This window comes from Oryzophilus luti (assembly GCF_059726245.1).
In genome coordinates, this window is record NZ_AP040874.1 from 1850203 (window position 1) to 1870450 (window position 20248).

At 63.2% G+C, this 20248-nt stretch carries 18 protein-coding genes; 17 read left to right on the forward strand and 1 reads right to left on the reverse strand.

What is annotated here, in order from left to right; translation table 11 throughout:
* Positions 1–116 precede the first annotated feature (116 nt).
* The 9 genes from AC6IZO_RS07955 (at position 117) to AC6IZO_RS07995 (ending at position 9699) form a co-directional block, all read left to right on the forward strand.
* Positions 117–1409 carry an MFS transporter gene (locus tag AC6IZO_RS07955; RefSeq protein ID WP_497809733.1) on the forward strand — a complete coding sequence of 431 codons (1293 nt, stop codon included), beginning with the start codon at positions 117–119 and terminating at the stop codon, positions 1407–1409.
* A gap of 201 nt (positions 1410–1610) precedes the next feature.
* Complete coding sequence (locus AC6IZO_RS07960; RefSeq protein ID WP_497809735.1) at positions 1611–2159, forward strand: shikimate kinase; 549 nt, start codon at positions 1611–1613, stop codon at positions 2157–2159.
* Positions 2160–2300: 141 nt separating this feature from the next.
* Complete coding sequence (locus AC6IZO_RS07965) at positions 2301–3038, forward strand: hypothetical protein (protein ID WP_497809737.1); 738 nt, start codon at positions 2301–2303, stop codon at positions 3036–3038.
* 109 nt (positions 3039–3147) lie between these two features.
* Positions 3148–4203, forward strand: coding sequence for an aspartate-semialdehyde dehydrogenase (asd, locus tag AC6IZO_RS07970; RefSeq protein WP_497809739.1), 1056 nt, complete (start codon positions 3148–3150; stop codon positions 4201–4203).
* Positions 4200–5573 (forward strand): lysine-sensitive aspartokinase 3, encoded by a 1374-nt coding sequence (gene lysC, locus AC6IZO_RS07975; protein WP_497809740.1) that lies wholly within the window; start codon positions 4200–4202, stop codon positions 5571–5573. Before asd ends, lysC begins: the two co-directional genes overlap by 4 nt.
* A gap of 16 nt (positions 5574–5589) precedes the next feature.
* Complete coding sequence (gene dapB, locus AC6IZO_RS07980; protein ID WP_497809741.1) at positions 5590–6270, forward strand: 4-hydroxy-tetrahydrodipicolinate reductase; 681 nt, start codon at positions 5590–5592, stop codon at positions 6268–6270.
* Between the two features lie 133 nt (positions 6271–6403).
* Positions 6404–7330, forward strand: coding sequence for a 4-hydroxy-tetrahydrodipicolinate synthase (gene dapA, locus AC6IZO_RS07985; RefSeq protein WP_497809743.1), 927 nt, complete (start codon positions 6404–6406; stop codon positions 7328–7330).
* A gap of 151 nt (positions 7331–7481) precedes the next feature.
* Positions 7482–8330, forward strand: coding sequence for a 2,3,4,5-tetrahydropyridine-2,6-dicarboxylate N-succinyltransferase (locus AC6IZO_RS07990; protein ID WP_497809745.1), 849 nt, complete (start codon positions 7482–7484; stop codon positions 8328–8330).
* 22 nt (positions 8331–8352) lie between these two features.
* On the forward strand, positions 8353–9699 hold the full coding sequence (locus tag AC6IZO_RS07995) for a dicarboxylate/amino acid:cation symporter (RefSeq protein WP_497809747.1): 1347 nt from the start codon (positions 8353–8355) through the stop codon (positions 9697–9699).
* Between the two features lie 142 nt (positions 9700–9841).
* Here the strand turns inward: AC6IZO_RS07995 and AC6IZO_RS08000 are convergent, their stop codons facing one another.
* Positions 9842–10555 carry an EcsC family protein gene (locus AC6IZO_RS08000; protein WP_497809749.1) on the reverse strand — a complete coding sequence of 238 codons (714 nt, stop codon included), beginning with the start codon at positions 10553–10555 and terminating at the stop codon, positions 9842–9844.
* A 100-nt stretch (positions 10556–10655) separates the two neighbouring features.
* On the opposite strand from AC6IZO_RS08000, the gene AC6IZO_RS08005 reads away from it, so the two are divergent.
* The 8 genes from AC6IZO_RS08005 to AC6IZO_RS08040 all read left to right on the forward strand — a co-directional run bounded on the left by AC6IZO_RS08005 (position 10656) and on the right by AC6IZO_RS08040 (position 20239).
* Positions 10656–12329 (forward strand): ribonuclease J, encoded by a 1674-nt coding sequence (locus AC6IZO_RS08005; RefSeq protein ID WP_497809750.1) that lies wholly within the window; start codon positions 10656–10658, stop codon positions 12327–12329.
* A 128-nt stretch (positions 12330–12457) separates the two neighbouring features.
* On the forward strand, positions 12458–13456 hold the full coding sequence (locus tag AC6IZO_RS08010) for a threonine ammonia-lyase (protein WP_497809752.1): 999 nt from the start codon (positions 12458–12460) through the stop codon (positions 13454–13456).
* Positions 13457–13469: 13 nt separating this feature from the next.
* Positions 13470–14441, forward strand: coding sequence for a tetratricopeptide repeat protein (locus tag AC6IZO_RS08015; RefSeq protein ID WP_497809754.1), 972 nt, complete (start codon positions 13470–13472; stop codon positions 14439–14441).
* A 172-nt stretch (positions 14442–14613) separates the two neighbouring features.
* On the forward strand, positions 14614–15486 hold the full coding sequence (locus AC6IZO_RS08020; protein ID WP_497809756.1) for an undecaprenyl-diphosphate phosphatase: 873 nt from the start codon (positions 14614–14616) through the stop codon (positions 15484–15486).
* Between the two features lie 49 nt (positions 15487–15535).
* On the forward strand, positions 15536–15844 hold the full coding sequence (locus AC6IZO_RS08025) for a nucleotidyltransferase family protein (RefSeq protein ID WP_497809757.1): 309 nt from the start codon (positions 15536–15538) through the stop codon (positions 15842–15844).
* Positions 15834–16178, forward strand: a complete 345-nt coding sequence (locus AC6IZO_RS08030; protein WP_497809759.1) for a HepT-like ribonuclease domain-containing protein — start codon at positions 15834–15836, stop codon at positions 16176–16178. Before AC6IZO_RS08025 ends, AC6IZO_RS08030 begins: the two co-directional genes overlap by 11 nt.
* 169 nt (positions 16179–16347) lie before the next feature.
* Entirely contained in the window at positions 16348–18840 is a 2493-nt protein-coding gene (locus AC6IZO_RS08035) for a DNA translocase FtsK (protein ID WP_497809761.1), read from the forward strand.
* 250 nt (positions 18841–19090) lie between these two features.
* The gene (locus AC6IZO_RS08040; protein ID WP_497809763.1) at positions 19091–20239 is read left to right on the forward strand and encodes an aldo/keto reductase; all 1149 of its coding nucleotides are present in this window, start codon (positions 19091–19093) and stop codon (positions 20237–20239) included.
* The last annotated feature ends 9 nt before the right edge of the window (positions 20240–20248 follow it).

The following is a 20248-nucleotide window of genomic DNA, read 5'->3' on the forward strand; positions in this document are numbered from 1 at the left end:
TGCACGGCTTTGAGCGCCGCAGTCCTACTCGCATGCCGCAGCGCCACTGCGTGTGGTGCCCGGGCCAATCTGTTACATTGCTGTTGACGCACCCCCGCTCCACACCGAGGACACCGATGGCAGACGATCAGACCATGCCGATTTCCGCCCCCGCCGAGCCCAGCAAGCTCTATCGCTGGATCGTGCTCATCTGGGTAAGCCTGGCGATGTTCGGCAACTACTATTTTTATGACGCGCTCGAGCCGCTGGCGAAGCTGCTGCAGGACCAGTTGCACTTCACCGACAGCAACATCGGCCTGCTGAACACGGCCTACTCGATTGCGCCGTTCTTCACTGTCGTCATCGGCGGCATCATCATCGACCTCATCGGCACCCGGCGCTCCATGCTGATCTTCGGCGCGCTGTGCATGATCGGCGCGGTCATCACCGCCAGCAGCCCGCAGGTCTGGATCATGGCACTGGGGCGCATGGTCTTCGGCATGGGCGCCGAGTCACTCATCGTCGCCATCACCACGGCGGTGGCCAAGTGGTTCAAGGGCAAGGAACTGAGCTTCGCGCTCGGCATCAACCTGATGATCGCGCGCGGCGGAACCTGGATGGCGCAGAACTCGCCAAGCTGGGCGCAGTGGGCGTATGACTCCTGGCAGAAGCCCTGGTGGATCGGCGTCTGCTTTGTCACGCTCTGCGTGGTCGGCCCCGTAGCCTACTACTGGCTGGAAGTGGTGGCCGAGCGCAGGAAGCTGCTGGGCACCGCCGGAGAGCAGGACAAGATCGTGCTTGCCGACGTAAAGAATTTCGGCGTCTCCTACTGGTACCTGGTGGGACTGTGCGTCGTCTTCTACTCCGCCATCTTCCCGTTTGAAACTTTCGCAGTGAAGTACTTTGTGCACGCGCACGGCGCCACGCTGCAGAGCGGAGGCGCATTGCTGAGCGTGCTGACCACCTTCACCATGATCGGCACGCCGATCGTGGGCCTGTTCAGCGACAAGATGGGCCGCCGCGCCACCATCATGGTGCTCGGCACCGTGCTGCTGATTCCGGTCTTCCTGCTGATGGCCTACACGCACGTCTCGCTGACGGTTCCCATGGCGATTCTCGGTTTCGCCTTCACGCTGGTGCCAGCCATTATCTGGCCGTCGGTGGCCTACATTGTGGAAGCCCGCACGCTGGGCACCGCACTGGGCCTGATGACGATGGTGCAGAACTTCGGCATGGCGGGCATGAACTGGGTACTCGGTGCGGCCAATGACGCCGGTCATGCCAGCGAGAGCAACCCGGCTGGCTACCTTGGCATGTTGTGGATCCTGACCGGCATGGGCATTGTCGGATTTGTCTTTGCACTGCTGCTGCGCCAGCGCGAGGTCGGCCCGCACGGACATGGCCTGGAGACCATCCGCGCCGGGCACTAGCACGATCGTCACCCGCAAAAGGTCACCAGCGGGCACCCCATTGCCGGGCACGGAAGTCTCATGCCTGGCGTTCCCTGATGGAACCCGCTTGGGCAGGGGCCTCTTCCCGATGCTGCGGCTGTCGCTTACCATGGAATTGTTCGCGTCCGAATGGGCACGCTAGGTTTTGCAATGATGGATGTATGGCAGGAACTTTTCGCCGTGAGTGAACACAAAGAGGGTCCTCCGATGATCGTGCTGGTCGGCTTCATGGGCGCGGGAAAATCCAGCGTAGGCCGGGAGCTGGCTCGCATCATGGGCACCACCTTCACCGATCTGGACGAGGAGATTGTGCGAGCCACCGGCCGCCCCATTTCCGAAATCTTCAAGTTCGAGGGCGAGAACGAATTTCGCCGCCTTGAAACCGCGCAACTGCGCGCGCTTCTGTTTGACACCGACCCCACGCCGGGCGTGCTTGCGCTCGGTGGCGGTGCGTTTGTGCAGTTCGGCAACGAGGAATTGCTGCGCACGGCCCCGGTCACCATCGTGTTTCTGGATGCCTCAGTGGACGAATTGCAGCGCCGTTGCGCGCTCGGCGGAGCCAAGCGACCGCTGGCCGCCGACCAGCAGCGCTTTCGCCAGCTTTACGAGGAACGTCGCCAGGCATACCAGCACGCCGATATCACTGTTCCCACCGATGGCTGCTCGGTTGAATCGGTGGCCCAGCAGGTCATGCTGCTGACCGTCCCCTCTCGCCACCGCACACAATAGACACCGCGGGCGCTGGGCGGGTAACGGAGCTTCGCTCCTGCCGGCCGCAGGCGCTGGGCAACCGCCTGGTACACAGCCAACCGCCCGGTTCGTACTATGATGGGCTTGCATTGCCACCCTTATCTGTTTTCTGGAGGAGCCGTGAACGCTCGCCTGCGCCTGTCGATCCTGTTGCTTGTGTTGTTTGTCTCCCTGCCGCTTGTTGCCGGCAAGAAAGACAAGGAGAAGCCCGGGCAGCAGACTGTGGTTGACCAGGGAACCTACGCCGTTATCGTCAACGGCAGCCGGGTGGCCACCGAGAGCTTCACCATCCGCCAGCTTCCGGGTGGCAGCCTGACCTCCAGCGAATTGCGGAGCGAAGAGAAGGGCCGCAAGATTGTGCAGACAGCGGAGCTGCGGCTCGGCCCGGCCGGCAACATTGTTCGTTACGAGTGGCGCCAAAGCTCCCCGGAAAAGTCTTCCGTCATACTGGAGCCGAAAGACGAGATGCTGGTTGAGCAGTTGACCGGAACCGATGGCAAAACCATCGAACAGAGCTTTCTGCTCTCCAACGCCACGGTTGTGCTGGACGATTACTTCTTCTCCCATCGCGAGATCCTGGTGTGGCGCTACCTTGGCGAGAATTGCCGGGCGCAGGACGGCAAATGTGCGCTTGGCAAGGTGAAATACGGGTCCGTGCTGCCTCGCCAGCAGCTTTCTGCCGTCTCCACCATTGAGTACAAGGGACGCGAAGCCACGCAGGTGAACGGCAAGGCACTCCTGCTGGACCACTTCACGCTGGAAACCGAGGGCCCCACCTGGGAAATGTGGATGAATGCCGATCACAAGGTGCAGCGCATCCTCATCCCTGAAAATGGGACCGAGGTAGTTCGCGAGTAGCTCGCAACGCCCCTCGGTGCGCCGGCGCACGGCAAACAATGGTATAAAAGTGAAAATTCAGTCGCAGAGGGCGCGAAGTGCGTACGCCCGCATGAAGGAACGAAACCCCATGGCGAAGACGAAGATCCCTGTCGGAATTCTTGGCGCCACCGGAATGGTGGGCCAGCGCTTCATCCAGTTGCTCGAGAACCATCCCTGGTTCGAGATTGCGTGGGTGGCGGCCTCCGAGCGCAGCTACGGACGCCCCTACGCGGAAGCCGCCAAGTGGCGCATGAAGACGCCGCTGCCGACCAAGATCGCCAAGATGGTGCTCTCTGCCGCCGAGCCGCAGGGAGCGCCGAAAGTCATCTTTGCCGCACTCGACTCCGACATCGCGCGTGAACTCGAACCGCGTTTTGCCGAGGCCGGCTGCGCCGTCATCTCCAACTCCTCGGCCTTCCGCATGCACCCCAACGTGCCGCTGGTCATCCCCGAGGTGAACCCGGAGCACATGAAGCTGATTGACACGCAGGTGTGGCGCAGGGATTCGGGCGGCTTCATGGTCACCAACTCGAACTGCTCGGTGATGGGCCTGGCCGTGGCGCTGGCCCCGCTACACAAGGCGTTCGGCGTGGAGGCCTGCTTTGTCACCACCATGCAGGCGGTCAGCGGCGCGGGCTATCCCGGCGTCGCCTCGCTCGACATTCTCGGCAACGTCGTCCCCTACATCAAGAACGAGGAAGAAAAGATGGAGGAAGAGGCGGGCAAACTGCTGGGCAAGCTGAAGACCCGGCAGATCGAGATGGTGCCCTTCCCGCTGAGTGCGCACTGCAACCGTGTGCCCGTCGAGGATGGCCACACCGAGTCGGTCAGCATCAAACTGAAGAAGAAGGCCACGCCGGAGAAGATCATTGCCGCCTGGAACGAGTTCCGCGGCAGCGAACTGGTGCAGGAGCTGCCCTCGGCACCGAAGCAGCCCATCTTCTACGACGACCGCCCCGATCGTCCGCAGCCGCGCTTTGACGTGGACCGCGGCAAGGGCATGACGACCACCTGCGGACGTCTGCGGCCGTGCACCATCTTCGACTGGAAGTTCACGCTGCTCTCGCACAACACGATTCGCGGCGCCGCCGGCGCAGCCATCTTCAATGCCGAGCTGCTGAAAGCGCAAGGATACCTGGGATGATTGTGATGAAGTTCGGCGGCACGTCCGTGATGGACGCGCCCGCCATTGACCGCGCCTGCGCGATCGTCAAAACCCGGCTCGCGAAGCATCCGGTCGTAGTCGTCAGCGCCATGTCCAAGGTGACTGACGCGCTGATTGCCACGGGCAAGGCCGCCGGCGCGGGGGATTTGAACAAGGCGCTGGAGATCAGCGCACAACTCCGCGAGCGCCACTACACCACCACCAGCGAGCTGCTCGGCTCCGCCAGCTTTACCCCGCTGCACGAGGACCTGCAGCGCGAGTTCGATAAGCTGGACGACCTGCTGCGCGGCATTTCCGCCGTGGGCGAACTTTCTCCGCGCACGGCCGACATGGTCGTCAGCTACGGCGAGCGGCTGAACTCGAAGGTCTGCGCCGCGGCGTTTGCCGCGCGCGGGCTTGACGCACTTGTGGTCGACGCGCGTCAGGTGATGATCACCGACAACCAGCACGGCAAGGCCGTTCCGCAGATCGACGAGATCGACCTGCGCTCCGCCGAAATCCTGAAGCCTCTGGTGGAGCGCGGCAAGGTGCCCGTGCTCGGAGGCTTCATCGGCGCCACCAAGGAAGGCGTGCAGACCACCATCGGACGCGGCGGATCGGACTTCAGCGCCGCGCTGTTCGGGGCCGCGCTCAACGCCGAGGCCATCGAGATATGGACCGATGTGGACGGCATGCTGACGACCGACCCGCGCATCTGCCCGGACGCGCACCGCATCAAGGTCATCAGCTTTGAAGAGGCGGCGGAGCTTGCCTACTTCGGCGCCAAGGTGCTGCACCCGGCAACCGTGCTGCCCGCCGTGCGCAAGAACATCCCCGTCTGGGTGCTGAACTCGAAAAACCCGAAGTGCGAGGGCACGCAGATTGTGGCCCGCGCTCCCAAGACGAAATCAACCTTCATGGCCATTGCCGCCAAGCAGCGCATCACCATCGTGGACGTGGTGGCCACGCGCATGCTCGGCGCGCACGGATTTCTCAAGGCCATCTTCGAGGTCTTTGACCGCCACGGTGCGGCCGTCGATGTGGTTTCCACTTCCGAAGTCAGCGTCTCGCTGACGGTGGATTCCAACGAGGCAATTCCGGCGGTTGCCGCCGACCTCGACAAGATTGCGGACGTGAAGTACGAAGGCCGCAAGGCCATCGTCTGCCTGGTTGGCGAAAACATTCGCGAGACGCCGGGCATCGCCGCCAAGGTCTTTACCGCGCTGGAAGACATCAACGTGCGCATGATTTCGCAGGGCGCGTCGGAGATCAACATCACCTTCGTCATCGACGAACGCGATGTACCCGAGGCCGTGCGCCGCCTGCACAAACAGTTCTTCACCAACCCGGACCCGAACGTTTTCGACTAGCGGGCACGGAGACCCTATGAACTTCGTTCTTTGCGGTGCCGGCAAGACCGGCTCACTGGTTGCGGAAATTGCGCGCGAGCGCGGCCATCAGGTCACGATTCTGGAAGAGGCCGAAAACATCGATGGCGCGGGCCTGACGCGCGAACGCCTTGCGGGCGTTGACGCCGTCATCGACTTCACCACGCCGCACGCGGTGCTGGCCAACATCAAGGCCGCCTCGGCCGCCGGGGCCAACCTCGTCATCGGCACCACCGGCTGGTATGACCACATTCCGGAAGTGAAGGAGTGGGTAGCCGCCAACAACACGGGACTTGTCTGGGGTTCAAACTTCTCCATTGGCGTGAACGTCTTTTTCAAGATTGTGCAGGCGGCGGCCTTGGCGCTCAAGCACGGCTACAGCGGCAACATCATGGAGCGCCACCACGTGCACAAGAAAGACGCGCCCTCGGGCACGGCCGTCTCGCTGCAGAACATTCTGAAGGACGCCAGCGGCCAGACGCTGGAGATCACCAGCATCCGCGAGGGTGAAACCGTGGGCCTGCACGTCGTCATGCTCGATTCGCCCGCCGACAGCATTCTGCTGACACACGACGCGAAGAACCGCCGCGGCTTTGCCGAAGGTGCCGTCCGCGCCGCCGAGTGGGTCGCAGGCAAGAAGGGCTTTTACGAGTTCCGCGAGATCTTCGAGCAGCTCTAGGCCGATGTAGTTTTTCAGTCAGCCCCGCGCTCCGGCCGGGGCTTTCTTCTGCGCTGTCCGCACCCGCTCAAAGCGGCACGTTTTGCCGCATCGCGTGTAAAATAGCGCAGCATAGTTTTGCAATGAGGTTGGCATGAATCTGCGTGGATGTGGCACCGCAATCGTCACCCCTTTCCGCAATGACGGCTCGCTCGACGAGGCCGCGCTGCGCTCGCTCGTGGCCTGGCAGGTGGAATCGAAGATCGACTTTCTGGTTCCCTGCGGCACCACCGGCGAAACCCCGACGCTGACGCACGACGAGTGGCTGAGGGTCATCAACATCACCATTGAAGTCGTTGCCGGGCGCGTGCCCATCGTCGCCGGAGCCAGCAGCAACTCCACAGCCGACGCCGTGGAGAAAGCGAAGACCGTTGCGGGCATCAAGGGCGTTGACGCCATCCTGACCGCCTCGCCCTACTACAACAAGCCGACGCAGGAAGGCCAGTACCAGCATTTCAAGGCCATTGCCGAAGCCGTGGACAAGCCGCTGGTGCTCTACAACGTGCCAGGCCGCACCGGCGTAAACATTGAGCCGGCCACGCTCGCGCGCCTCGCGGAGATTCCGAACATCAAGGCCGTGAAGGAAGCCAGCGGCAACCTGAGCCAGATCGCCAACGTCATCAACGCCGTGCCGGAAGACTTCCTGGTCTTCAGCGGAGACGACGCGGTGACATTGCCGGTCATCTCGCTCGGCGGCGCGGGCATCATCAGCGTCGCAGCCAATGAGATTCCGAAGGAAATGGCTGCGATGGCGCGCGCTGCACTGGCCAATGACTGGGCCACCGCACGAAAAATCCATCGCAAATTCCTGCCGCTGATGCAGACCAACTTCATCGAGGCCAACCCGATGCCGGTGAAGGCCGCGCTGGCCATGATGGGCCGCATTGGCGAGAACTATCGCCTGCCCATGGTTTCGATGAAGACCGACACCCGCGCCAAGCTCGAAAAAGTGCTCTACGAGTGTGGCCTGTTGCGCGAGATGGTTGCCGTGCCAGCCGGACGCGAGATCGGCAAGGCATAACCCGAAGGAAGAATCCGGTTTCAATGACTCCCGGCCACGCGCCGGGAGTTGTTATTTGCGCACGAGCCTGCGAACTGGTATGGCGATTTTTCCAACCCTGCGTGGATTGCAATGAAACGCATGGCTCCAATCTGCTATATACTGCGGCGAAATGCATTCACTTCAAGCTGAAATTCAACGCCTGTTCGCGCTCGGCGCCGACGCCCGCAAGGAGCCCGAGGCGCTCGCAACCTTCGAGGCATTCCGCGCGACCCTGACGCGCGGCGAAATCCGCGCTGCTGAAAAGATCGACGGCCGCTGGCAGGCCAACGCCTGGGTCAAGGAAGGCATTCTGCTCGGCTTCCGCCTGGGCGACATGGTGCCCATGCCCGCCGCCAGCGACGCCAGCAACATATTCACATTCGTCGATAAATCGACCTACCCGGCGCGCCGCTTCTCCGCCGGAGATGGCGTGCGCGTGGTGCCCGGCGGCTCCACCGCCCGCGAAGGCGCCTACGTTGCGCCCGGCGTCATCTGCATGCCGCCCATGTACATCAACGTCGGCGCCTACGTCGACGAAGGCACCATGGTCGATTCGCACGCGCTGGTTGGCAGTTGCGCGCAGATTGGCAAGCGCGTGCACCTGAGCGCGGCCGCGCAGGTCGGCGGCGTGCTGGAGCCGGTGAACGCCACGCCGGTCGTCATTGAAGACGACGTGCTGGTGGGCGGCAACTGCGGCATCTACGAGGGCACGCAGGTGTTGCGCCGCGCCGTGCTTGGCTCCGGCGTGATCCTCACGCGCTCCACCCCGCTGTTTGACACCGTGCGCGGCGAGATCTACCGCGCCACCGCCGAGCAGCCGCTGGTGGTGCCCGAAGGTGCGGTGGTTGTGGCCGGCGCGCGCGCCATCACCAAGGGCAAGGCCGCCGAGTGGGGCCTCTCCGTCTACACGCCCGTCATCATCAAGTACCGCGACGAGAAGACCGACCGCGGCGTGGAGTTGGAGGACCTGCTGCGCTGAGTTCCGCGACGCGAATGACGCGATGAAGAAGGCTTCCCTGCTGATTGCCGCCGTGTTGTATGCCGTTGCCGCCGCCGCGTGGCTCGCGCACGCGCCCGTGGCGCTGCTGCTGACGCTGCGCTGGATGGCCGTGGCCGCGCTGTTCGTCTACGGCTTTGCGCGCCGCTCGCTCACCACCTGGATTCTGGTCTTCATGGTGGCCGGGGCCGAACTCGGACACGACGCGCCAGCCGCGGCGGTCAGTCTGCGCATCGTCTCCACCATCTTCCTGCGCCTCATCAAAACCATCATTGCGCCGCTGCTGTTTGCCACGCTGGTGAGCGGCATTGCCAGCCACGCCGACTTGAAGAAGGTCGGGCGCATGGGCGTCAAGGCCATCATCTACTTTGAACTGGTGACAACCTTCGCGCTCGTCATCGGGCTGGCGGCCATCAACCTGTCGCGCGCGGGCGTCGGCGTCAACCTGCCTGCGGCGCCGGGCGAGCAACTGGCGGCCACCAAGCTCACCCTCGCCGATGCACTGCTGCACGTCTTCCCCGAGAACATCGCCAAGTCGATTGCCGACGGACAGGTGCTGCAGGTTGTCGTCTTCGCCGTGCTGTTCGGCATTGCGCTGGCCATGGTGCCGGAAGCCAAACGCCGCCCGATGCTCAGCTTTGTGGAGAGCCTGACGGAGACGATGTTCAAGTTCACCAACATCGTCATGCTGTTTGCCCCGTTCGGCGCCGGAGCGGCCATTGCATACACGGTCGGCAGCACGGGCCTCGGCGTGCTTGGCTCGCTGGCCAAACTGCTGGCCACTCTCTACGTCGCACTCATTTTGTTTGTTGGCTGCGTGCTGGTGCCCATCGCGCTGATGGCCCGCGTGCCGCTGCGCCGCTTTGCCAAGGCGGCCTTCGAACCGTTCTCCATCGCCTTCGCCACCGCCAACAGTGAAGCCGCGCTGCCCCGCGCCATGGAAGCCATGGAGAAGCTCGGCGTGCCGCGGCAGGTGGTGGCCTTCGTGATGCCCACCGGCTACAGCTTCAACCTCGACGGCAGCACGCTCTACCTGGCCCTGGCCTCGATCTTCGTCGCGCAGGTGGCAGGCATCCACATGCCGCTCAGCCAGCAAATTCTTCTGATGCTCACGCTCATGCTGACCAGCAAGGGTGTGGCCGGAGTCTCACGGGCGGCGCTGGTCATCCTGCTCGGCACGGTCGGCAGCTTTGGCCTGCCCACCGAACCGGTCTTCCTGCTGCTCGGCATCGACCAGTTGCTCGACATGGGCCGCACCTCAATCAACGTGCTCGGCAACTGCCTCGCCACCGTGGTCATCGCACGATGGGAGGGAGACTTTGAGATGCAGGGGACAGGGGTTAGCGAATAGGGGCTAGGGATTAGAGACTGGAACCAACTTCATACCACGAGCATTGCCCCGCAATCACCGTGCGCGGTCCTTTCACGAGCGTCATCCTGAGCGCAGCGAAGGATCTGCTGTTCGGAACCTACACGACCGCGAACGTTCCGGATTACGGTTCAATCTCCGATGCCGGCAACTGATAAACCTGAGACGCCGCTGCGGCCACGGCGGCACGGCGCTGGCGCTCGGCCAGGTGACGCAGGCGGAAGTGTCCGACGGCGCGGCGCCCCCAGGCTCGCACGAAGTACCAGTTCATCACCGCGCCCACGGCGGAGCTGACCAGCGGCAGCACGCGGGCGGCAAACTTTTCGGCAAACTCGGCGCTGATGCGCTGTGCAATGCGCGTGCTCACCTTCTGCACAAACGCCTTGAGAATGCGCTTCTCAATCAGGTCCTTGGTGATGTCGGCCCCGGCGGCAGTGGCGGCGGCAATCCACAGCTCGGCCACCTCGTCGTCGGTGTTGTACTCAAAGCCGTAGATCAGGCTCAGCTTCTGGATGGTACGCATGGTCAGCACGGCGAGCACGCCCATATCCGGCACCAGCCCGGCAATGCCACCCAGGTCGAAGCCGGCGGCCTCGGCGGCGGCAAACTTCATGGCCGCGCGGATTTCGCGCTCGGCAATCTGGTCCAGGGCCTCCACCGGCAGGTTGAAGATGCCTTCATAGCTGGTGACGGGCAGCCCGTAGCCACTGCGCAGTTCCATCAGGAAAATGTCCTGATCCACGCGCACCTGCTCGTAGGCTCGCAGCAGTGCCGCGCGCAAGGCGGTTTCCGCCTGCTGACGCAGCCAGCCCTTCCCGTTTCCGTTGTCTCCGGCCATGGTTTTCTGCCAAGTCCTCTCCTGCATTGTAGGACACGCCGCGCCGCTCTCCCATCGCCTCACTGAGCCGGGTGGCACTGCTGTGCTAGCATCGTTTGTTATGCCTGCTGGAAAGCTACAAATTGTGCCTCTCGGCGGACTCGGCGAATTCGGCATGAACTGCATGGCCATTCGCTGGAACGACGACATCATTGTGATTGATGCCGGAATGATGTTTCCCGAGGGCGAGCTGCTCGGCGTCGACGTTGTGGTGCCCGACCTCGCCTACCTCATCGAGAACCGTAAGCACGTGCGCGCCCTCATCCTGACGCACGGTCACGAAGACCACATCGGCAGCGTGCCGTGGCTGCTCTCGGAGATGAACATCCCCGTCTACGGCACCGAGTTCACGCTCTCGCTGGTGGAGGGCAAGCTCGAAGAGCACGACCTGCTCGACGACGCCGAACTCATCGACCTGCATCCGGGCGAACGCGTCAAAATCGGCCCGTTCACCATCAATCCCATCCAGGTCACGCACAGCATTGTCGACGCGGTTTCGCTGGCGATCCACACGCCGCTCGGCGTCCTCATCCACACCGGCGACTTCAAGGTGGACCCGACGCCGACCGACAACCGGCTCTTTGACCTGCACACCTTTGCCGAGTACGGCAAGGAGGGCGTGCTGGCGCTGCTGCAGGATTCGACCAACGTTGACCGCCCCGGCTACACGCCCAGCGAGCGCGCCGTGCGTCCGCGCTTTGAAGACATTTTTGCGCACACGCGCCGCCGCCTGTTCATCTCCACCTTCTCGTCGTCGATCCATCGCATCAAGCTGGCCACCGAGCTGGCCGTGCAGTACGGACGCAAGATCGCCATCATCGGCCGCTCGATTGTTGAATCCACCGAGATTGCGCAGGACCTTGGCTACATAGAGATTCCTGACGGCTGGCTGATCAACCCGGGCCAGATCAAGGAACTGCCGCCGTCTCAGACGCTGGTGCTGATCAGCGGCACGCAGGGCGAGCCGATGTCGGCGCTCTCGCGCGCGGCCGTGGAAGGCCACAAGCACGCCAAGATCGAGTCCGGCGACACCGTCGTGCTCAGCTCGCGCATCATCCCCGGCAATGAGAAGGCCATCTACCGCGTGATGGACCACCTCTACCGGCGCGGCGCGGAGGTCATCTACCAGGACGGCTCGCAGCCGCCTGTGCACGTCAGCGGACACGCCAGCCAGGAAGAGCTCAAGCTGCTCATCAACCTGGTGCGGCCGCACTATTTCATCCCCATCCACGGCGAATACCGCCAGCTCAAGCGCCACGCCGAAATTGCTGCCAGCATGAAGGGCGTGGTCGGCAACGTCATCATGATCGAGAGCGGCGACATTCTGGAGTTTGACGAGCTGGGCGCGCGCAAGGCCGGTCAGGCGCCCGTCGGCCGCATCTGCATCGATAGCGGCTCGCACGGCGACGTGGTCGAAGACCTCATCATCCGCGACCGCCGCCACCTGAGCGAAGACGGCTTTGTGCTGCCCATCATCGCACTCAACAAGCTCACCGGACAGGTGGAGAGCGCACCGGAGATTGTGATGCGCGGCTTTGCCGGAGCACCCGAGGACGACCGCGAATTCCTTGAGTCCGCGCGCCAGACCGTGCTCACCACCATCGAGCACTCAAGCAAGGAAGAGATGAGCGACTACGGCCTGATGAAGGAAAAAATTCGCCAGGACCTCAAGCGCTTCATCAACAAGAACACCCAGCGCCGCCCGCTCATCATGCCGGTGATACTGGAAATCTGATCGCTTCCGCGTGTCCCGGGTTCGGCACGCATGCGTTCGGCGCGGCGAACCTGGGACGCCGACATGCCACTCGAATCTTGCCCGCACTCCGCGTTAAGCTATTGGCATCTCATTTCGCGGAGTCGCGCGTGTCCACCTCTGCTTCTGAACCACAACTCGTTTCGCTCGCCGAAATTCAGCAGGCTGCCGCGCGCATTGCGCCCGTTGCAGTGCGCACGCCGCTGGTGCGCTACTTCGCCGCCGCCGGAGAGGGCGTTACCGGAGAGCAGCTCTACCTGAAGCCCGAGTGCTTCCAGCCGATTGGCGCCTTCAAAATCCGCGGCGCATACAACAAGGTCGCGCAGCTTTCGGAGGCCGAACGCTCACGCGGCGTCATTACCTATTCAAGCGGCAACCACGCGCAGGGCGTTGCTTATGCGGCGCGCGCGCTTGGGTGCAAAGCGGTCATCGTGATGCCGCGCACCGCGCCCAAGGTGAAGATGGAAGCCACGGCCGCGTTGGGTGCGGAGATCGCGCTGGTCGGCCCCGGCAGCGACGAGCGCCGCGTAAAGGCTGAGGAGCTTTCCGCCGAGCACGGCTACGTCATCATTCCGCCCTATAACGACCTGCAGATCATCGCCGGGCAGGGCACGCTGGGGTTGGAGATTCACGCCGACCTTCCGCAAACCGACCTTGTGCTGGTGCCCATCGGCGGCGGCGGTCTTTCGAGCGGCGTGGCGGCGGCGCTCAAGCTCGCCGGCTCCAAAGCCAAGGTGATTGGCGTGGAGCCCGAGCTGGCCAACGACGCAGAGCAGAGCCTGCGCGAAGGCCACATCGTCGCCATCAGCGCCGAGCGCGCCAGCAGCACGCTGGCCGACGGCCTGCGCACGCAGAGCATTGGCCCGCTGAATTTCGAGCACCTGCGCCGCTACCTTGACGGCGTTGTAACCGTCTCTGAAGATGAGATTCGCCGTGCCGTCCGCACCATGGCGCTGGGCGCGCGCGTGGTGCCGGAGCCGAGTGGAGCCGTCACCTTTGCCGCCTGGCTGTATCATCGTGCGGAGTTGCCGCAAAGCCGCGCAACCATCGCGGTAGTCAGCGGCGGCAACGTGGACCCGCTGTTGCTCGCGGATATTCTGGCGCACTGAGGAGACCTGTTCGATGACGCATCTGCTTCGCCGCCTTTCGCTCGTCACCGTGTTTGTGCTTGGCTGCGCCCTGGCGCTGGCAGCGGCCGACCGCCAGAGTTTCATCCGCGCGGCCAACATCTACATCTCGCCGGATGCTTCGAGCGCGAAGCTGGCTACCGCCGAACGCGGACGCGAAGCCGCCATCCTCGACCACTCGAACGAGTGGGTGCAGGTGATTGTTGCGCTGCCGCCGGTCACACGCGGCCCCGCGCAGCCTCTCGATGACGAGCCGCAGCAGCGCAACATCACCGGATGGGTGCTGGCCAAGGGGCTCATCGGCCCCAACACACCGAATGGCGACCAGATCATGTATGGCGAAGCCGTGGACAGCGAAGCCGAGGCCAGCCGCAGCCGTGGACGCCGTGGCGCTGCTGACGATGCACGACGCCTGTACGCGCGCGTAGCGGAGTATTTCCCCAATTCTGCGCTGGCGGGCGAGGCACTGTACCGCGCCGCCGACATTCAGTGGCAGCTCGACAAGGCCGACATCTCTTCGCGTCCCTCGGCTCGCGCGCGCGACCCGCGCGACCGCATGCCCATCAACGAGGAACCGATGAAGCAGGTGGAGAAGAAATTCCGCGGCACCAAGTGGGCGGACCTCGCGGCCTTCCATCTCATCGAAAACAAGCTCTGCGGCGATTGGGCCGCGCAGTCCAAGTGCCCCGAGAAGGAAGCTGAGATTTACGACAAGTACGTGCAGGAGCACCCCGGCTCGCCCGCGCTGGCCGAGGCGCTCTACCAGGCTGCCTACCGCTACGCCTGCCTGATTGAGCTGTACCGTTCAGAAGGCAAGGGCAGCAAGGCTCCGGAGGCTGCCGCCCGCGCCGTGGCCACCGCGCAGCGTGCCCTGGGGAAGGGATCGGCGGACTGGACCGCCCGCGCCCAGCGCCTGATCTACATGGTGCAGAACAACGTTGCGGTCTACAGCAGCAATGTTGAATGACGTTTCGACGCAGTGGGCTTCATTCCGGCCGTGTCATGCCTACGCGACAGGCCCGTGCAGGTAACCGGCTGACACTTACCGGCCAGTTACCCGCGTGCCACCACCGCCCGCTTTTGTTACATACATTTTGCCGTCCGTCAGCAGCCCGGCTGTTAGACTTGTAAACATAGCTATGAATTCTTATCTGCTCGCACTCATTCTTGGCATTGTTGAAGGCCTCACCGAATTTCTTCCCGTCAGCTCCACGGCCCACCTGCGCATTTGCCAGCAGTTGATGGGCATTTCGCTGAGCGACGGCTACTGGAAGATGTTTGCCATCGTCATCCAGCTGGGCGCCATTCTGTGCCTGCCGCTCTATTTCCGCGAGCGCATCCGCAAGTTTGTGGTCTCGTTTCCGCAGGGTGACCGCGGCGACCGCACCGCGCTGACGCATCCGCTGACGCTGGTGGTCATCGCCTTCCTCTGCACGGCGGTTCCCGCGTTTCTCATGCGCAAGATCATTGGCGACAACCTGGAGAGTCCGCTGGTCTTCGGCTGCTCCCTGCTGCTTGGCGGCCTCATCATGTGGGTTATTGATGATCGCTACGAGCGCCGCGTGCTGCCGCTGACCACCGAGCACACCGAGGAGATGACGCTGAAGCAATCCGTCTGGATCGGCTGCTGCCAGGTGCTTTCGGCCGTCTTCCCCGGCACTTCGCGCAGCATGTCCACCATCGCCGCCGGACAACTTGCCGGCATGAGCCGCGAAGCCGCACTTGAGTTCAGCTTCTTCCTCTCGATTCCGACCATGGCCGTCGCCACCGTTTACGACCTCTATAAGGCGATCCACCCCGGCAAGGGCGAGGCCAGCGTGCTCGGCCAGATCAGCTGGAGCGCCGAACACTGGATCACGCTCGGCATCGGCTTCGTCGTCAGCTTTATCGTGGCTTACTTCGTCGTCGCCTGGTTCATGAAGTGGGTGCGCGCCCGCGGCTTTGTGCCCTTCGCCATCTACCGCATCCTGCTCGGCGCCGGCGTGCTCTGGGCCGTCTCGCGCCACATGTAAGGCTGGTCAACAAGCTGTGCTAAACTGCGCCGAGAAAGGAGTGGCCAGTATGGGCTACGCTTGGATTCCTTCTCCAGAACAGCGCCAGCAGATTGAATCTATCTGTCGGCGTCACTGTGTGCGTGAGTTGTCTTTGTTTGGCTCTGGCCTCGGCCCCGCCTTTCGCCCGGACAGCGATCTCGATCTGCTCATAGAGTTTCACCGTTCCGCAAAGGTCGGTCTGCTGGAGTTTGAGCGGCTGCGCCGTGAGTTGGAATCCGCGCTTGGACGCAAGGTTGATCTTGTCCCCAAGAGGGGCCTGAAACCGTCTTTGCGCGAACAAGTCTTGAACCAGACGGAACTCCTGTATGCGGGATGACCAGCTCTACCTGCAAGACATTCTTGCGGCAATCGACGCCATTGCAAGATTCACTGCCGGAACGCAATTTGCGCATTTCGAAGAGGATGAACTTCTGAAAAGCGCTGTCTGTCATAAGATCGCAGTGATCGGCGAAGCCGCCGCCCGTGTCTCCGAAGAACTGCAACAGCGATATCCGGAGCTGCCTTGGCAGGAGATGCGGGGCATGCGCAACCAGATCGCGCACGCCTATTTCTCCCTGGACTCCGAGATTCTCTGGCAGACTGCGCAGAAAGACCTTCCGCCTCTGCGAGAGCAAATTCAGAATATTCTCAACACAGACTTCCCTCAATAGCCGGTTACACCACTTGTTACACGCTCTATACCGGAGTGGTTCCCCGCGCTTTTCGCCTGCTCTTTGCCCTTGTTTTCTGCCATAATCATCTTGCTCTGGCGTCACGAAGGCCCCGCGCGGGCAGTTGCTGCGCGCAGACTTTCCGCACGCCCTTATGAAGTTTCTTTCCGTGTTTTTCGTGCCTACGGGCAGCAAGCGGCTCAACGAGCTCATTGGTTTTCTCTGCTTCGTCTGCGCCACGCTGCTGGTGCTGTCGCTTGCCTCGTATTCTCCGCTTGACCCCTCATTCAATACGGCCTCGCACCCGGCCACGCCGCGCGACGTCCACAACTGGATCGGCATCACCGGTGCCACCGTCTCCGACGTGCTCTTGCAGGCACTCGGCCTTGTCGCCTACCTGCTGCCGGTTGTGCTGTTCTTCTACGGCGTGCGCTGGTTCCGCTCGCTCAAGATTGACTCCGCCATCGCCAAGGGCATCGGCGTTCTGCTGCTCATCTTCTTCCCGGCGGCTCTGCTGGCGCTTTTGCCTTTTGGCTGGAAGCTGCGCGGAGCGGTGCCGATCGAAGGCGTTCTCGGCCGCATCGCCGGTGATATCCTCATCCGCTATCTGAACCTGACCGGCGCCTACATCATCACCGGCTCGGCCATCGCCGTCGGCCTTTATCTGGCCACGGCCTTCAGCTTCAGCTCGCTCCAGCTCTGGATGCAGACGCGCTTCACCTTCATCGTCACCCTGCGCGAGCGCTGGCTGGACTGGAAGGAGCGCCGCAAGAAGAAGGCCGAACTGCGCCAGCTTGAGCGCAAGCGTCAGGAACAGGAAAAGCTCAAGGCCCGCGAGGAGAAGCAGGCGAAGACGCAAACTGTCATCGCCGCGCCGGAGCCGGAAACCGCACCGGCGAAGCCCTCGTCATTCCTCGATGGATTCCTGCGCCCGGCCGCCACGCGACAGGCGGAGGCACAGGCATCAGCGGCTCCGGCCGCGCCTGCGGTGCCAGCTATTGCACCGGCCGCCATCGTCTCCGCACCGGAAACCGTCTATGTTCCGCCCGCCCCTGTGCAGACAGAGTCGAAGGTAAAGAGCGGCATTGAGCGCATGATGGAAGAAGGCGGACCGAATGGCGAAGGACCCTCCGTGGGCGCACGCGCCGACGAGACGCGCAAGGCTCGCACCACCAGCGCCCGCTCGCAGGGCGGCTACAAACTTCCGCCCAGTTCTCTGCTGCGCCGCCCCGACGCGCGCAACGAATTCGATACCGCCGAGCTGCGCGAGCTGGCGCAGACTTTGACCGAGAAATGCAGCGAGTTCGGCGTCCTCGGCTCCGTCACGCAGATCAATCCCGGCCCCGTGGTCACCACCTTTGAGTTCAAGCCCGACTCCGGCATCAAGTACAGCCGCATCGTCGGCCTGCAGGATGATCTCTGCCTCGCGCTGCGTGCTGAAAGCATCCTGATCGAGCGCATGGCCGGCAAGAACACCGTCGGCATCCAGGTGCCGAACGAGAAGCGCGAAACTATCTGGCTGCGCGAGATCATCGAGAGCGACGAATTCACCGGCTCCACCAGCAAGCTCACGCTGGCGCTCGGCAAGGACATCAACGGCCGCATCAACACCACCGAGTTGAACTCCATGCCGCACCTGCTCATCGCCGGCTCCACCGGCTCGGGAAAATCAGTGGCCATCAACGCCTTCATCATGAGCATGCTCTACAAGGCGTCGCCCGATCAGGTGCGCCTGATCCTTGTGGACCCGAAGCGCGTTGAGTTGGGCAATTATGACGGCGTGCCGCACCTGCTCACGCCCATCATCAGCGAGCCCAAACAGGCCGCCAACGTGCTCCGCAACGCCGTGCGCGAAATGGAGCGCCGCCTGAAGCTGCTGGCGCAGAAGGGCGTACGCAACCTGGAGCAGTACAACAAACTCTTCGACGAAGGCACCACGCCCTCGCTCTTTGAGGACGCCGAGGAAGAGAAGCCGCTGCCCTACATCGTCATCATCGTTGACGAGTTGGCCGACCTGATGATGGTGGACGGCGCGAACGTGGAAGAATCCATCACGCGGCTGGCGCAGATGGCGCGCGCCATCGGCATACACCTGGTGCTGGCCACGCAGCGTCCCTCGGTCGACGTCATCACCGGACTCATCAAGGCGAACTTCCCGGCGCGCATGTCCTTCCGCGTCGCCACCAAGATTGACTCGCGCACCATTCTTGACGCCAACGGCGCCGAGCACCTGCTGGGCAAGGGCGACATGCTCTTCCTGCCCTCGGGCTCCGCGCGTGTGCATCGCCTGCATGCGCCGTTTGTCACCGAGAAGGAGATCGCGGCCACCGTCGAATTCTGGAAGAAGCAATCGACCGCCGAGTATCAGGAAGAGTACCTGAGCGCTCCGGCCAACGAGGGCAACAGCGTAATGGGTGAAGGCGGCGAGGGCGACGACAACGATCCGCTCTTCGACGACGCCGTGAACCTTGTGCTCGAATTCGGCAAGGCCTCCACCAGCCTGCTGCAGCGCCGCCTCCGCGTGGGGTACGGACGCGCCGCCCACCTGATCGACCTGATGGAGCGCGATGGCATTGTCGGCCCAGCCGACGGCCCCCGCCCCCGCGAGGTCCTCAAGAGCCGCGAATGGCGATCAGAGATCGAAGAGACTCCGCGCGAGTAGCGCCGCTTGCCTCTCATTGCGAAATTCACTCACAAGGCTCCCTTCGCGGGAGCCTTTACTTTCTCCGTCGCGGCATCCTGAAGAGCGCCTCGGCGAAAGCTTCCCTACTCTGCGCTGCCCCTCAGTTTGGCGCGTTCTGCATTTGAGCCGCATGAATTCCGCGCGAAAATTGATTCCATCTTTGAACGGCGAATTCAATCTGTCCTACTATCGATAGGTACGCCGAATTTCTAAGCATTCAGAGGTACCCATGCAATACCGCACTTTCGGCAAGCTTGACTGGAAGCCTTCCGCGCTCGGCTTTGGCTGCATGCGCCTGCCCACCACGGACGGCAACCGCCTCAGCCCGAACATCGACCAGCCCGAGGCCATCCGCATGATCCGCCACGCCATCGACTCCGGCGTGAACTACGTGGACACCGCCTATCCATACCATGGCGGCGCCAGCGAGACGGTGCTCGGCCTGGCCCTGCGCGACGGCTACCGCGAGCGCGTGCGCGTGGCCACCAAGTCGCCCACTTGGATGATCAACGAGGCCGCCGACTTCGACCGCTATCTTGACGAACAGTTGAAGAAGCTCGGCACCGATCACATCGACTTCTACCTGCTGCACTCGCTCAGCGAAAAGCGCTGGCATGAGGTCATCCTCAAGTTCAACCTGCTGGAGCGCGCCTCAGCCGCCCTGCGCGACGGACGCATCCGCCACCTTGGCTTCTCGTTCCACGACCGCTCAGAGGCCTTCGGCGAAATCTGCACAGGCTTTGACTGGGACTTCTGCCAGATCCAGTACAACTACATGGACGTGGAGAACCAGGCCGGCACCGCGGGATTGAAGCTCGCGGCTTCGCGCGGCATGGGTGTCGTCGTCATGGAGCCGCTGCTCGGCGGACGCCTTGCCGATCCGCCCAAGCCCGTGCTCGACCTGATGGATGAGTTCCCCACGCGCCACTCGCCCGCAGCATGGGCCTTACGCTGGCTCTGGGACCAGCCTGAGGTTTCCGTGGTGCTCAGCGGCATGAGCACCGATCAGCAGGTGGCGGAGAATCTTGTCGTCGCCGACGAAGCCACTGCCAACGCGCTCTCCGCCGACGAACAGAAACTGATTGCCGCCGTGCGCGAGCAGTACAAGGCGCGCACCGCCGTGCCCTGCACCGGCTGCGAATACTGCCAGCCCTGCCCGAACGGCGTGAAGATCCCGATGGTCTTTGACTTCTTCAACCACGCGCACCTGTTCGACGACCTCGAGGGCGCGCGCTTCCGCTACAGCGTCTTCCTCACCGAAGACCAGCGAGCCGCGGCCTGCATTGCGTGCAAGGAATGCGAAGACCTTTGCCCGCAGTCCATTCCCATCGCCGAGTGGATGCCGAAGGTGACCGCGCTGCTGGAGCCGAAGCCGTAGCGACACTGC

What these genes read in the sequence shown, in the direction of transcription:
- AC6IZO_RS07955 (WP_497809733.1), top strand. Translation starts at nt 117, where the DNA reads ATGGCAGACGATCAGACCATGCCGATTTCCGCCCCCGCCGAGCCCAGC.
- asd (WP_497809739.1), top strand. Translation starts at nt 3,148, where the DNA reads ATGGCGAAGACGAAGATCCCTGTCGGAATTCTTGGCGCCACCGGAATG.
- lysC (WP_497809740.1), top strand. Translation starts at nt 4,200, where the DNA reads ATGATTGTGATGAAGTTCGGCGGCACGTCCGTGATGGACGCGCCCGCC.
- dapB (WP_497809741.1), top strand. Translation starts at nt 5,590, where the DNA reads ATGAACTTCGTTCTTTGCGGTGCCGGCAAGACCGGCTCACTGGTTGCG.
- dapA (WP_497809743.1), top strand. Translation starts at nt 6,404, where the DNA reads ATGAATCTGCGTGGATGTGGCACCGCAATCGTCACCCCTTTCCGCAAT.
- AC6IZO_RS07990 (WP_497809745.1), top strand. Translation starts at nt 7,482, where the DNA reads ATGCATTCACTTCAAGCTGAAATTCAACGCCTGTTCGCGCTCGGCGCC.
- AC6IZO_RS07995 (WP_497809747.1), top strand. Translation starts at nt 8,353, where the DNA reads ATGAAGAAGGCTTCCCTGCTGATTGCCGCCGTGTTGTATGCCGTTGCC.
- AC6IZO_RS08000 (WP_497809749.1), bottom strand. Translation starts at nt 10,555, where the DNA reads ATGGCCGGAGACAACGGAAACGGGAAGGGCTGGCTGCGTCAGCAGGCG.
- AC6IZO_RS08005 (WP_497809750.1), top strand. Translation starts at nt 10,656, where the DNA reads ATGCCTGCTGGAAAGCTACAAATTGTGCCTCTCGGCGGACTCGGCGAA.
- AC6IZO_RS08015 (WP_497809754.1), top strand. Translation starts at nt 13,470, where the DNA reads ATGACGCATCTGCTTCGCCGCCTTTCGCTCGTCACCGTGTTTGTGCTT.
- AC6IZO_RS08020 (WP_497809756.1), top strand. Translation starts at nt 14,614, where the DNA reads ATGAATTCTTATCTGCTCGCACTCATTCTTGGCATTGTTGAAGGCCTC.
- AC6IZO_RS08025 (WP_497809757.1), top strand. Translation starts at nt 15,536, where the DNA reads ATGGGCTACGCTTGGATTCCTTCTCCAGAACAGCGCCAGCAGATTGAA.
- AC6IZO_RS08030 (WP_497809759.1), top strand. Translation starts at nt 15,834, where the DNA reads ATGCGGGATGACCAGCTCTACCTGCAAGACATTCTTGCGGCAATCGAC.
- AC6IZO_RS08040 (WP_497809763.1), top strand. Translation starts at nt 19,091, where the DNA reads ATGCAATACCGCACTTTCGGCAAGCTTGACTGGAAGCCTTCCGCGCTC.